General features: G+C 60.6%; 17 protein-coding genes. 9 read left to right on the top strand and 8 right to left on the bottom strand.

Annotated features, from left to right (window positions below):
* Positions 1-20: 20 nt before the first annotated feature.
* The 5 genes from bluB to ffh all read right to left on the bottom strand — a co-directional run bounded on the left by bluB (position 21) and on the right by ffh (position 3,755).
* On the bottom strand, positions 21-668 hold the full coding sequence (bluB, locus tag NH195_RS01640) for a 5,6-dimethylbenzimidazole synthase (RefSeq protein ID WP_066702065.1): 648 nt from the start codon (positions 666-668) through the stop codon (positions 21-23).
* 200 nt (positions 669-868) lie between these two features.
* Positions 869-1,261, bottom strand: coding sequence for a 30S ribosomal protein S16 (gene rpsP, locus NH195_RS01635; RefSeq protein WP_066702064.1), 393 nt, complete (start codon positions 1,259-1,261; stop codon positions 869-871).
* 46 nt (positions 1,262-1,307) lie between these two features.
* Entirely contained in the window at positions 1,308-1,604 is a 297-nt protein-coding gene (locus tag NH195_RS01630) for a chorismate mutase (RefSeq protein ID WP_066702063.1), read from the bottom strand.
* A gap of 88 nt (positions 1,605-1,692) precedes the next feature.
* Positions 1,693-2,235 carry a GNAT family N-acetyltransferase gene (locus NH195_RS01625; RefSeq protein WP_066702061.1) on the bottom strand — a complete coding sequence of 181 codons (543 nt, stop codon included), beginning with the start codon at positions 2,233-2,235 and terminating at the stop codon, positions 1,693-1,695.
* A gap of 17 nt (positions 2,236-2,252) precedes the next feature.
* Positions 2,253-3,755, bottom strand: a complete 1,503-nt coding sequence (ffh, locus tag NH195_RS01620) for a signal recognition particle protein (protein ID WP_066702055.1) — start codon at positions 3,753-3,755, stop codon at positions 2,253-2,255.
* A 313-nt stretch (positions 3,756-4,068) separates the two neighbouring features.
* Here ffh and NH195_RS01615 point away from each other — a divergent pair, with 313 nt between their 5' ends.
* The 4 genes from NH195_RS01615 (at position 4,069) to NH195_RS01600 (ending at position 7,370) form a co-directional block, all read left to right on the top strand.
* Complete coding sequence (locus NH195_RS01615; RefSeq protein WP_066702054.1) at positions 4,069-4,863, top strand: glycosyltransferase family protein; 795 nt, start codon at positions 4,069-4,071, stop codon at positions 4,861-4,863.
* Between the two features lie 67 nt (positions 4,864-4,930).
* Positions 4,931-5,833: a LysR family transcriptional regulator gene (locus tag NH195_RS01610; RefSeq protein ID WP_066702053.1), complete on the top strand. Its 903-nt coding sequence runs from the start codon at positions 4,931-4,933 to the stop codon at positions 5,831-5,833.
* A gap of 189 nt (positions 5,834-6,022) precedes the next feature.
* On the top strand, positions 6,023-6,874 hold the full coding sequence (locus NH195_RS01605; RefSeq protein WP_066702207.1) for a DMT family transporter: 852 nt from the start codon (positions 6,023-6,025) through the stop codon (positions 6,872-6,874).
* An 82-nt stretch (positions 6,875-6,956) separates the two neighbouring features.
* Positions 6,957-7,370, top strand: coding sequence for a universal stress protein (locus NH195_RS01600; protein ID WP_066702046.1), 414 nt, complete (start codon positions 6,957-6,959; stop codon positions 7,368-7,370).
* Between the two features lie 255 nt (positions 7,371-7,625).
* Here the strand turns inward: NH195_RS01600 and NH195_RS01595 are convergent, their stop codons facing one another.
* A complete protein-coding gene (locus NH195_RS01595) occupies positions 7,626-7,979 on the bottom strand; it encodes an ArsR/SmtB family transcription factor (RefSeq protein ID WP_066702203.1) in 354 nt (117 codons plus the stop codon).
* 228 nt (positions 7,980-8,207) lie between these two features.
* Between NH195_RS01595 and NH195_RS01590 the strand changes: the two genes are divergently transcribed.
* The 5 genes from NH195_RS01590 (at position 8,208) to NH195_RS01570 (ending at position 10,947) form a co-directional block, all read left to right on the top strand.
* On the top strand, positions 8,208-8,570 hold the full coding sequence (locus tag NH195_RS01590) for an AtpZ/AtpI family protein (protein ID WP_066702044.1): 363 nt from the start codon (positions 8,208-8,210) through the stop codon (positions 8,568-8,570).
* Positions 8,571-8,572: 2 nt separating this feature from the next.
* A complete protein-coding gene (locus tag NH195_RS01585; protein ID WP_066702042.1) occupies positions 8,573-9,349 on the top strand; it encodes a F0F1 ATP synthase subunit A in 777 nt (258 codons plus the stop codon).
* Between the two features lie 58 nt (positions 9,350-9,407).
* Positions 9,408-9,644: a F0F1 ATP synthase subunit C gene (locus tag NH195_RS01580; RefSeq protein WP_066608699.1), complete on the top strand. Its 237-nt coding sequence runs from the start codon at positions 9,408-9,410 to the stop codon at positions 9,642-9,644.
* 180 nt (positions 9,645-9,824) lie between these two features.
* Positions 9,825-10,370 carry a F0F1 ATP synthase subunit B' gene (locus tag NH195_RS01575; protein WP_066702040.1) on the top strand — a complete coding sequence of 182 codons (546 nt, stop codon included), beginning with the start codon at positions 9,825-9,827 and terminating at the stop codon, positions 10,368-10,370.
* A 4-nt stretch (positions 10,371-10,374) separates the two neighbouring features.
* Positions 10,375-10,947 carry a F0F1 ATP synthase subunit B gene (locus NH195_RS01570; protein WP_066702037.1) on the top strand — a complete coding sequence of 191 codons (573 nt, stop codon included), beginning with the start codon at positions 10,375-10,377 and terminating at the stop codon, positions 10,945-10,947.
* Between the two features lie 298 nt (positions 10,948-11,245).
* Here the strand turns inward: NH195_RS01570 and NH195_RS21860 are convergent, their stop codons facing one another.
* Both NH195_RS21860 and NH195_RS01555 read right to left on the bottom strand, forming a co-directional pair.
* Positions 11,246-11,500, bottom strand: coding sequence for a helix-turn-helix domain-containing protein (locus NH195_RS21860; RefSeq protein WP_081423733.1), 255 nt, complete (start codon positions 11,498-11,500; stop codon positions 11,246-11,248).
* Positions 11,501-11,679: 179 nt separating this feature from the next.
* Positions 11,680-12,450, bottom strand: coding sequence for a FadR/GntR family transcriptional regulator (locus NH195_RS01555; RefSeq protein WP_066702199.1), 771 nt, complete (start codon positions 12,448-12,450; stop codon positions 11,680-11,682).
* Positions 12,451-12,515: the final 65 nt, after the last annotated feature.

Genomic DNA, 12,515 nt, shown 5'->3' with positions numbered 1-12,515 from the left:
CCTTCGGTCCCGTCCGTGGATTAGCACTCGATAATCTCGGGATGTGCGTTTCGATGTTCCCATCCCGCGCGCTCCAGTTCCGGTTCGCGCGTGATCTCTTCAGGGTAACCGATACAGAGATAGCCGACCAGAGACCAGTTTTGCGGTGTATTCAAGCTGGCGCAAAGCGCTTTCGGATCGAGAATGGAGACCCAGCCAAGGCCAATTCCCTCGGCGCGCAGCATGAGCCAGAACTGCATGATGGCGCTGACGACGGAATAGTGGAGCATCTCCGGCATGGTCTGGACGCCAAGGCCCTTGCCCTGTTCGGTGGCTTCGTCGCAGAACACGGCGAGTTGCACGGGGGCTTCTTTGAGGCCGGCCAGTTTGAGGTTGGCATAGGCCTGTGCGGTTTCGCCCTCGTATCCGGCCAGCGCCTTTTCATTGGCGCGCTGAAAATTCTCCAGCGTGGCCTGACGGGCCTGCGGGCTGACGACTTTGACGATCCGCGACGGTTGCGACAGCCCTACGGACGGGGCCAGCGTGAAGGTGTCGAGGCAACGGCTCAGGGCCGCCTCGTCGACCGGATCGTTCCGAAAGCTGCGGACATCCCGGCGCCAGCGTAGAAGTTCGGAAAAATCGTTGCGAAATGCGGCAGAAAACTGCCCGAGTGCAGCAGGTTTGGTCATGTCTTCATTCCCCTGTATTGGCTCAGAGATATAAGCACCGTAACGGGTTAAGCCGGGGGCAACTTTGATTGTGCGCAAATCGCAGGGCGCTGAAATCCCTTGCTTTATTGCTCACAGCCCAAGAGCGACGGAAAACGGGCGCAGGCAAATTGCCCGCGCCCGAATAATGGCGAATCGCCCAAAGCAAGTCCCCGGTGGGCTTACTCTTCGGCAGCGGCCTCTTCTTCGGTCGGAGCCGCAGCGGCTTCCGCGGCGGCGGCAGCTTTCGCGGCTTTCTCTTCGGCGCGGTCTTGGGCTTTTTTGCCCGGGACGGCTTTCTTCGGGTTGCTGCGCTCTTTTTTCTCAAGGACGCCAGCGGCTTCGAGCATACGAGCGACGCGGTCGGTCGGCTGGGCGCCTTTGTCGAGCCATGCTTTCACGGCGTCGATGTCCATCTGAACGCGTTGCTCGCTGTCTTTCGGCAGGAGCGGGTTGTAGGTGCCCAGTTTCTCGATGAAGCGACCGTCGCGCGGCATGCGGGAATCGGTGGCAACGATGCGGTAGAACGGGCGTTTTTTGGAACCGCCGCGGGCGAGACGAATTTTCATAGCCATGGTTGTTTCTCCTGATACTAGCTATTTGTCAGAGGCTAAGCCCCTGTTATTCCTGATGTTTTTCGTGGTGGTGAATGACTTCCCGAATGATGAATTTCAGGAAGGCCTTTGCGAATTCCGGATCGAGGTCCGCCGCGATGGCAAGCTCCTCTAGCCGGGCAATCTGTTTCTCTTCGCGCGCCGGGTCCGACGGCGGAAGATCGTTTTCGGCCTTGAGTTTCCCCACGGCCTGCGTGTGTTTGAACCGCTCGCCCAGCGTGTAGACGAGGATCGCGTCGAGCCGGTCGATGCTTTCGCGATGCTCCTTGAGGATCTCGGCGGCGCGTTTCTGGGTCTCGTTCATGGGCGCAACTCCCCTGTCGGCAAAGCGTCGGATTTGTGTCGGACTTTTGTCGGGCACATTTCGGTAAAGAGGAGGCGGTTCGAAAGGCTCATGCGTAAGCCTCCATGCCGCCGTCTTGCAACGCGTCGGGCGTCGGGTGACGGTAGACGAGGCAAGCCTCGCCGTCGGGCGTCTGAGCCATCTCGTCCAGTTCCGCGCCCATGCGTTCGGCCAAAGCGATCGAGCGGGTGTTGGCGGCGTCGATATAGGACACAAGCGTGTCGCGGCCCATTTCGACATAGGCGTAATCGCGGGCGGCCGTGGCGGCCTCAAGTGCGTAACCTTTGCCTTCGAACCCGTCCATGACGAACCAGCCAAGCTCCAGCTCCGGGAAATGCGGCGGTTTGTTCAAAGCGACCTGACCGACGAACGCGCCGTCGTCCAGACGTTCCACACCCCATGCGCCATGGCCAAAGAGCTGCCATTGCGCCACGTCGCCACAGAACGCAAACCATGCCTGACGCCGCGAGAGCGGGCCATGCATGAAGCGCGACCGGTCCGAGGCGAACATGTCGGCAAACGAATAGAAATCCGCCTCGACATGGCCGCGCAACCGCAGGCGCTGGGTTTCTATGGTGGGGGCGAGGGTCATGGTTATTTCTTCTTGCCTTATTTTTTCTTCCCAAGACCCGAGAGATTGGACGGCAGGCCCATGCCACCGCCGAGGCCCGGAAGGCCGCCCATGCCCTTGGGCATCGCGCCTTGCAGCGCCTTGGTGGCTTCGGCCATTTTCGCCGGGTCCATATCTTCGAGACCCTGCGGGCCGCCCTTGCCGAACATGCCTTTCACAGCCTGTTTCAGCATGCCGCCTTTGCCCATCTTCTTCATCATGTCCGCCATCTGGCGATGCATTTTCAGAAGCTTGTTCAGCTCGGCGACCTCAAGACCGGCACCCGCTGCGATACGCTTTTTGCGCGAGGCCTGAAGAAGCGCGGGGTTGGCGCGCTCTTTCTTGGTCATGGAGTTCACCAGCGCGATCTGACGCTTGATGATGCTGTCGTCGAACCCGGCGTCCTGGACTTGCTTGGCCATTTTGCCCATGCCCGGCATCATGCCCATGATGCTTTCCATGCCGCCCATCTTTTGCATCTGCTCAAGCTGCATCTTCAGGTCGTTCATGTTGAACTGACCCTTCTGGAAACGCTTGATCATGCGCTGGGCCTGTTCGGCCTCGATGGTTTCCTGTGCCTTCTCGACGAGGGCCACGATGTCGCCCATGCCGAGGATACGGCCCGCGATGCGCTCCGGGTGGAACTCTTCGAGCGCGTCCATTTTCTCGCCGAGACCGACGAATTTGATCGGCTTGCCGGTGACCGCGCGCATCGAGAGCGCCGCACCGCCACGACCGTCACCGTCCATCCGGGTCAAGACGACGCCGGAGATGCCGATGCGCCCGTCAAAGTTTTCGGCGGTGTGGACGGCGTCCTGACCGGTGAGACCGTCGACCACCAAAAGCGTTTCGCGCGGGGTGGTGATGGCTTTGACCTCTTCGACCTCGGCCATCAGCGCGTCGTCGATGGACAGGCGGCCTGCGGTGTCGAGCATATAGACGTCATAGCCGCCCATGGTCGCCTGTTGCTTGGCGCGGCGGGCGATGTCGGCGGGTTTCTGACCCGGAACGATCGGCAGCGTGTCGACGCCGATCTGTTCGCCGAGAACCTTGAGCTGGTCCATAGCGGCGGGACGGTAGACGTCCAAAGAGGCCATCAGGACGCGTTTGCCCTGTTTCTCTTTCAGGCGTTTGGCGAGTTTCGCGGTGGTCGTGGTTTTACCGCCACCTTGCAGACCGACCATGAGGATCGGGGCCGGGGCGTTGTCGACCTTGAGCGTGCCGATCTCGCCTTCGTCACCGGCGAGGACGTGGACCAGTTCATCGTGAACGATCTTGACGACCTGTTGGCCGGGGGTGACGGATTTGGTGACCGCCTGACCGGTGGCCTTGTCGCCCACGGCCTTGACGAAGTCGCGCGCCACGGGAAGCGAGACGTCGGCCTCAAGCAACGCAACGCGCACTTCGCGCAGGGCGGTTTTCACATCGTCTTCGGACAGGGCACCTTGTTTGGTGAGCTTGTCGAAGACGCCGGAGAGGCGTTCGGACAGATTTTCAAACATGGGCGTACTCCTGTCATTATGACGTTTGGCCGTGTTGCGATCTGCTCCATGTGGGCACGGAGCGGTGAGTTTAAAAGACCAATGCGGCTCAGCCCCCGTGGGCGCAACGCGCTGACGGGGGGCGATCCTGGCATGTAGCCTGAGGACCGGAAGGCAGACTGCTTTCCGGGATGTTGCCGGGTCTCTACGCGTGCGCGGGAAATGAGTCAAGAGAGATGCGGCGTTTTGGCCGGGACGTTGACATGAGGTGAGGGCTGGCCTTGGCGGGGGATTGCTCTAGCTTCTGCGGACCAGAGAACGGAGGGGAGACCCGATGGGGGAGAGTGGTGTGACGCGGGGCGTGCTCTATGTTGCGAGCGGGCCGGACTATGTCGATCTGGCGATTCAGTCGGCGCGGAGTCTCAGGGCGGTGGAGCCGGATTTGGCCATCGATCTGGTGACGGATGTGCAGGAGCTTCTGCCCGAGGGGCTGTTCGATCAGGTGCGGGTCGAGGCACGGATGCATGCGCGCGAGAAGCTGCGGGCGATGCCGGAGACGCGGTTCGAGCGCACGTTGTATGTCGACAGCGACACGTTGTTTGTCGCGCCGCTGGGCGATCTCTTCGATGTGCTGGAGCGGTTCGAATGTGCGCTGACCCATGATGTGCGCCGCGACTGGGATCTGATCCGGCAGGGGCGGGATCACCACACGCCCTATGCCTTTCCGCAGCACAATTCGGGGGTGTTTCTTTATCGGCGGTCCGAGGTGATGCTCGGGTTTCTGAGCGAATGGGCGGCGCGGTTCTTTGCAGATGCGGCGGTGGAGCGCGATCAGATCATACTCAAGGACCTGCTTTGGGAGAGCGATCTGCGCTATTATGTGTTGCCGCCGGAATTCAACCTGCGGCGGGTGACGGTGTTGGATGCCTGGGAGCCCTTGGATGCGGTGCCGACGATCCTGCATTCGCACCGGTTTCAGGATCACATGCGCGGGCGGGGGGATCGGATCGCGACGCTGGAGGCATTGCTGGAGGCGGAGCGGAGGGCTCTGGCAGAGGAATGGCAGGGCGATTTGCCCGAAGCCGCGCAGGGATGGGCGGAATTAAGAAACCGCGACGTGGCAAAATAGCTTGTAATTCCACACAGACCTCTGGATGATCGCGGTGAACCGTTCCTCTCCGCACATGAGGCCAGAGATGTCCGTCGAAAACTGGGATGAATTCCGCACCGCCTTTCAGGTCGCGAAAATGGGCACCGTATCCGGTGCCGCGCAGGCGCTGGGCGTGCACCACGCCACGGTGATCCGCCATATCGACAGCCTCGAACAGCGCCTTGGCGTCAAACTGTTCCAGCGTCACGCCCGCGGCTATACGCCGACCGAGGCGGGGATGGACCTTTTGAAGGTCGCGCAAACCACCGACGATCAGCTCTCGCAGCTTGTCTCCCGGATCAAAGGCCGGGGCGAAGAGGTGGCGGGGGAGCTGGTCGTGACATCGCTGCCGGGGATGGGCGCGCTTCTGGTGCCGGTGCTCGCGGAGTTCCAGCTCGAACACCCCGGCCTCAATGTGCGCTACCTGACCGGCGAGCGGCTGTTCCGGCTCGAATATGGCGAGGCGCATGTGGCGATCCGCGCCGGGCGTCCGCCGCAGGAACCCGACAATGTGGTCCAGCCGTTCCACCGTCAGGCCTATGCGCTCTACGTCCACAAGACCTATATCGAGCGCTACGGCATGCCGGAGGCGACGGGTGAGGCGCTTGCGCATGAGCTGCGGTTCGTGTCGCTCGACGACCCGAGCTCGCGCGCGCCCTTCATGGTCTGGATCAACGAACATGTGCCCGCCGACCGGCTGGCCTTCCGCACCTCCGATGTCGAGGTGATGACCGAGGCGATCTGTGCGGGTGCGGGCGCCGGGTTCATGCCGACCTGGCAGGCCGGGCAGCGCGACGATCTCGTCGAGGTGTTGCCGCCCAGCCCCGATTGGGACAGTCAGAACTGGATCGTCACCCATGTCGATCTGCACCGCACGCCGAAGGTGCAGGCCTTCCTGACCTTCCTCAAGGCGCGCTCGCGCGAATGGCCCTGTTCGCAGGTCGGGTGATCGCAGACCGGGCAATTGCAGACTGGGTGCCCCGGAAAGCCGCGAAAACGATTTTGTCCTGTGCGGATGCTCGCAATGGACCTTCCGGGCCGTGGGCGCTAAGGGAGCACGATCCATAGCGTTTTCAAAAGAGTTCTCCCCGTGCCCCATGACGCGACCGCCGCCGACCGCCGCAATGGCCATCTGGCCATGCTCACCTTTTCCTGTCTCGTGGCCGGATCGTTCTCGCTGGGCTCCATGGCGGCGAACGAGATCACGCCGCTGGCGCTGAACGGGGTGCGCTTCGTCGCGGCGACGATCTTTGTCGGCATCATGGCCATGGCCACGGGCGGCATCCCGCGCGAGGCCACGCGTCAGCCCTGGCGCTACCTGATCCTTGGCGGTATTTTCGCGCTTTACTTTGTGATGATGTTCGTCGGTCTGAAAACCGCAGAGCCGGTCTCCGCCTCCGCCGTCTTCACCCTGACGCCGCTTCTGGCGGCGGGCTTCGGCTATCTGATCATGCGCCAGATCACCACGCGCCGCATCGCCATGGCGCTTGCCATCGGGGCGGCGGGCGCGCTCTGGGTGATCTTCCGCGCCGACATCCATGCGCTTCTGGCCTTTCATGTCGGACGCGGCGAGGCGCTCTATTTCATCGGCGTCGTGGCGCATGCGATCTACACCCCGCTGGTGCCGCGCCTGCACCGAGGCGAGCGCACGCTGGTCTTCACCTTCTTTGTGCTGGCCTCCGCCTCGCTCGTCATCCTGCTTTTCGGCTGGAAAGACGTGCTGGCGACCGACTGGGCCCATCTTCCGGCCATCGTCTGGATCGCGCTGGGCTATATCACGGTGTTCGCCACGACCACGACGGCGACGCTTCTGGCCTATGCCACCGTGCGTCTGGCAGCGGCCAAGGTCATGGCTTACACCTATCTCGTGCCGTCCTGGGTGATCATTTGGGAGATCGCTCTGGGCCATGGCACGCCGCCCGCGCTGGTGTTCGGCGGCATCGGCCTGACCATTCTGGCGCTCTATCTCCTGCTCGAGCACGAGGGCTGAGGGTTGACCTCCCGCATATCGGTAACCTTCCATTTCTGTTAGAATGAACGGGATTTGCACAGGCAGGTCAGAAGGAGGAGATATGTTTAAAACGATCGTCATCCCCGTCGATCTCGGCCATGCGGACCGCCTCGAAAAGGCTTTGGGTGTCGCGGGCGATCTTGCGGCGCAATACGATGCGGCCGTTCATGTGGTGGGGGTTGCTCCCGAAACTCCGCATGCTCTGGGGCACACCCCTGCCGAATATGAGGCGCGGCTCCGGGCCTTTGCAGCCGACTTGTCCGACCGTTATGGGCGTCCCGTCACGCCGCACCCCGTGATCGCGACGGATTTGCGGATTGATCTCGATGCGCTTCTGATGAAAGCCAGCGATGAGTTGGGCGCAGATCTCGTGGTGATGGCCAGCCATGTGCCGGGCTTTGCCGAATATATCTTCGGCTCGAACGCGGGCACGCTCGCCTCGCATGCCAAGATGTCGGTTTTCGTGGTGCGCTAAGGCGCACGGGAACTTCCGGGTCTTCTCCGCGTTGTCTCTGTAACAGAACAAACGCGGAGAAGAGTTATGAACTCTGTCATTTATCTTGTCGGTCTCGTTGTCGTTGTCGGTGCAATCCTGAGCTTTGTCTTTTGATTGCAGCTTGCACGGCACAGACAGTGCTGAAGAGAAACACGCGGAGCAGAAGTGCTCCGCGTGTTTGTTTCTGTCTCGGGGGCGGTCTTCACCGCAGATTTGCTCTGATGCCGGGCGGTTTTAGCGCGTGTCGGTTTCTGTCGTGCCGGGCAGGGGCGAGAGTTCCAGCTCCAGAAACCGTTCCAGACCGTCGAGATCAATCTCCTCGAATTGTCCGAAGCCCTGCATCCAGACTGAAGCGGCACGCATGGCGTCGGGTTCGAGTTTGCACCATTTCACTCGTCCGCGTTTTTCCTGCGCGATGAGACCGGCGCGGGTCAGGATGGTCAGGTGTTTGGAGATCGCGGCCAGAGACATCTCGAACGGTTCGGCTACATCGGTGACCGCCATGTCGTCTTCCAAAAGCATCGAGAGGATGGCCCGTCGGGTCGGGTCTCCGAGCGCTGCGAAGATGAGGTCGAGATCATGGGTCATGTTCTTGCCGATAGGCGCGCGCGCGGGTTTGGTCAACCGTTTGGTTGAATAACGAAAACGCGAGCCTTTTGCGCTAACGGTCCCGTGCGCGCCGAGCTCCTGGTTTTTCGATGGAAAAATACTCAATATAAACAGTGTCTTGTATTGTATGTGGTGTGGTCAATTCCGCGTTGACTCTAAATCCCCCCCCGCATAGCTTGCCCGCAAGTGACCAAGGGGGCTTTCACCATGACCGACCCGCATGATCCCGGGCGTTTGCGCGCTCTGGAAGATCGGATCGCAAAGGTGAAAGAGGCGCAAAAGCCGAAGACCTCCCGCGGCGAAGAGCACTTTTCCCAGGCCAATATGGCCTGGCGGATGGTGACGGAACTTGTGGCCGGTCTGTTGATTGGCTTCGGCATGGGGTTCGGCTTGGACAAGCTGTTGGGGACAACGCCCCTTTTCCTCGTGCTGTTTATCGGATTTGGTCTCGCGGCCGGCGTCAAGACGATGATGCGCACCGCGCGGGACATTGAAAAACAACAGGTCGCTGAACAGAAGGCGGCCGAAGACGACAACGCGGGGACGCCCGCACGTGATGAGAGGGATTGAACGTGGCGACTGAAGCACATGGTTCCGAGAGCAGCCTTGTTTTCCACCCGATGGACCAGTTCAAGGTCACGCCGTTGTTCGGCGATGGTCCGGTGCATTGGTACACGATCACCAACGTGACGCTGTGGATGGCGATCGCCGTTGTCGGTGTGATCCTGCTTCTGGTCGTCGGCTCCCGTGGCCGCGCGGTCGTGCCCTCCAAGGGCCAGTCGATCGCCGAGCTGACCTACGGTTTCGTCTACAAGATGCTTGAGGAAGTGACCGGCAAGGATGCCGTGAAATACTTCCCCTATGTGATGACCCTGTTCATCTTCATCGTCTTCTCGAACATGCTTGGGCTTCTGCCGCTCTCCTTCACCACCACGTCCCACATCGCCGTCACCGGCGTGCTCGCGGTTCTGGTGTTCCTCTTCGTGACCATCCTCGGTTTCGTGAAGAACGGCTCCAAATTCCTCGCCCTCTTCTGGGTCAGCTCCGCGCCGATGGCCGTGCGCCCGCTTCTCGCGGTGATCGAGCTGATCTCCTACTTCGTGCGTCCCGTCAGCCACTCTATCCGTCTTGCGGGTAACATGATGGCCGGTCACGCCGTGATCAAAGTTTTCGCCGGTTTCGCTCCGATTATCCTGTTCTCTGGGATCGGTGTCGTGGTCACCCCTGTATCCATTCTTGCGATTACAGGTATGTACGCTCTCGAAATCCTCGTGGCCTTCATCCAGGCCTACGTGTTCACCATTCTGACCTGTGTCTATCTGAAAGACGCGCTGCACCCGGCTCACTGATCCGGTCCGCAAGGGTCCGAACTCTATCCAGCCAATTCCAACGTAAGGAGATATCACAATGGAAGGCAATATCGCAGAACTCGGCAAATACATCGGTGTTGGTCTGACCGCCATCGGTATGGGCGGCGCCGCCATGGGTGTGGGTAATGTTGCTGGCAACTACCTCTCCGGCGCTCTGCGCAACCCGTCCGCCGCTGCGTCGCAAACCGCGACCCTCTTCATCGGCATGGCCTTCGCGGAAGCTCTGGGGATCTTCTCGTTCCTCGTCGCGCTTCTGCTGATGTTCGCCGTCTGATCCGACGCTCCATCCTTACGGCAGGGTGGGACTCCTAACAGTCCCACCCTCGCGTAATATGTGAGCAATGCTGAGAAAATCGGATGATTTTCGCCATGTGATTTTCACTATGGGCATTGCGACCACATAAAAGGGGTCTCTCCCGTCACCGGGAGAACAGGTCAGAATCAGGAGAATAAGATGGCAACTCAGACGCATGGGGCAGAGGTCGTAGACGCCGCACACGGCGCCGCTGAGGCAGGCATGCCGCAGCTCGACTTCGCAACTTTCCCCAACCAGATTTTCTGGCTTCTGGTCACGCTCGTCGTGATCTATTTCGTGCTGTCCAAGATCGCCCTGCCGCGCATCTCCGCGGTGCTCGCCGAGCGCTCCGGCACGATCATGAACGACATCGCCGCCGCCGAAGAGCTCAAGCTCAAGGCGAAAGAGGCCGAGGCGGCCTATGACGCCGCGCTCGCCGAAGCCAAAGCACAAGCCCAACAGATTGCGGGCGAGACCCGTGCCGCCATTCAGGCCGATCTCGATGCCGCCACCGCGAAAGCCGATGCGGAGATTTCCGCCAAGGCTGCCGAGTCGGCGAAAGCGATCGACGAGATCCGTGCCGGCGCGGTCGACAGCGTGAAAGAAGTCGCCAAGGAGACCGCCAAGGAACTCGTGGCCGCTCTCGGCACCACCGCCGATGCACGCACCGTCACTGCGGCCGTCACCGCACGGATGAAAGGCTAAGGACATGAAAAAACTTTCTCTCCTTCTCGCCCTCACCACCGCCACCCCGGCACTCGCCGCAAGCTCCAACCCGTTTTCGGGCCATTTCTGGACGCTCACCAACACCAACCTGATCGTCCTTCTGGGCTTTCTCGTGTTCGTTGGCATCCTGTTCTGGAAAAAAGTTCCGTCGATGATCGGCGGAATGCTGGAGCAGCGCGCCGAAGGCATCAAATCCGAGCTCGACGAGGCCCGTGCGCTGCGCGAAGAGGCCCAGTCGATCCTGGCCTCCTACGAGCGCAAACAGCGTGAAGTCCAGGCGCAGGCCGATGCCATCGTCGCTCAGGCGAAGAAGGATGCGGAAGCCGCCGCGGACAAGGCGAAAGAGGACCTCAAGGCCTCCATCGCCCGTCGTCTGGCCGCCGCCGCCGAGCAGATCGACGCCGCCGAAGCTGCCGCCGTGCGCGAAGTGCGTGACACCGCGATCTCTGTCGCCGTGGCTGCCGCTGCGGACGTGATCGCGAAGAACATGGGTGCAACCGAAGCCAATGCCATGATCGACGCGTCGATCGACGAGGTCGGCGCCAAGCTGCACTGATCGGTTTCCTGACCGGATCGATCTGACCCCGAATTGAAAAGCCCCGCCAAAAGCGGGGCTTTTTCTATTCTTGGAACAAGACGAGCACCAATCGGCCAAAATATAAGCTCAAGGCTATGAACAAGGCGGCCAAAAAGGCAAGGATCCCCAGTTGCAACCGTGTCAGCAAAGCATTTTGGGCATAAAAGAAATACGCATAGCTCAACAGTGCCCCAAAAATTGCCGCCATGAGAGAGAGATAGCCAAGAAGGAATATCACTGGATGATCCTGTTTCTCTGAGGAAGTTTGTGGTGCGGTCTAACGGGCTTTATCCAGGCTGTGAGACAGGCAATCCTGTTTCAGCCAGCCGTTGTGGACGGCCAATGCCAGACATTGTTCGTTTGTCTTCAGGCCAAGTTTTCGTCTGGTGTTCGAGAGATAGAGATTAACGGCGGAATCGCTGATTCCCAGATGCAGGGCCACTTCTCCCAAGCGATACCCATGAGCAAGAAGGCATAGCACCTGGGCCTGACGCGGAGAAAGCGGACTGGGAGTTTCTCCAAGACATTTCATCAATATGGCTCCAACAGGAATTCATCTGGACGCACATGGCGTTTGAAACTCCTTCAGCCCTATGAAACCTCTTTAAGCGCAACAATATGGAGAATTATATATATTCCAATCGACGTGCACCTGTTCCAAGATGCACGCTTTTGCTTGGGTCTGTGTCGATGAAATCTCGCGGCTATGACTTAAGCACGCCCCGTTTCATGGGCGTAGCGCAGGCGGGCGATCTCTTCATTCTGTTCGAATTTTTGCTGATCCTTGAGCGCCTCTTCGACATAGTCGAGATGGCGCGTCACGGCGGCGCGGGCGGCCTCCGGGGTCCGGGCCTGAAGGGCCTCGTTGATCGCGCGATGCTGGTCGAGAAGCTGGGCGCGGTTGGTGCGTTGCTTGAACATCACGGAGCGGTTGTAGAACACGCCCTCGCGCAACAGATCGAACATCGAGCGCATCATGTGCAGCATGATCACGTTATGCGAAGCTTCGATGATGGCGAGGTGAAATTCGGCGTCGAGTCGCGCCTCTTCTGAGGGATTGCGCTTGGGGTGGGCCGCTTCCATTTTGCGGAAGATCGCGTCGATCACCTTGAGATCGGTGTCGGAGGCCAGTTTCGCGGCGCGCTCGGCGGCGAGCCCCTCCATGTCGCGGCGAAAAGCGACGTAATCGAACACTGCCTCGTCATGGCTTGCGAAGAGCGACACGAGCGCGGGCGAGAAGGCGGACCCCAGGACATCGGCCACGAACACCCCGGCATTGGCACGGGTCTCGATCAGCCCCTTGGCGGACAATTCGGAAATGGCTTCTCGCAGCGATGGCCGGGAGACGCCGAGCCGCTCCGCCAGATCGCGCTCTGAGGGCAGGCGTTCGCCGGGGCGCAGAATGCCGCGCAGGATCAGAAGCTCGATCTGCCGCACGACGGAGGCGCTGAGCTTTTCGGCTTGGATTCTCTGAAACGGCATGGCGGCTCCTTTGGGCAGATTATAGGGCCGCGCCGGGCAGGGAGCCATGAGAAAAACCGGCATGA

This window comes from Celeribacter ethanolicus (assembly GCF_001550095.1).
In the GTDB taxonomy this organism is placed as follows: Bacteria; Pseudomonadota; Alphaproteobacteria; order Rhodobacterales; family Rhodobacteraceae; genus Celeribacter; species Celeribacter ethanolicus.
The sequence above is the reverse complement of the archived record's forward strand: the minus strand, read 5'-3'. Positions and strand labels throughout refer to the sequence as shown.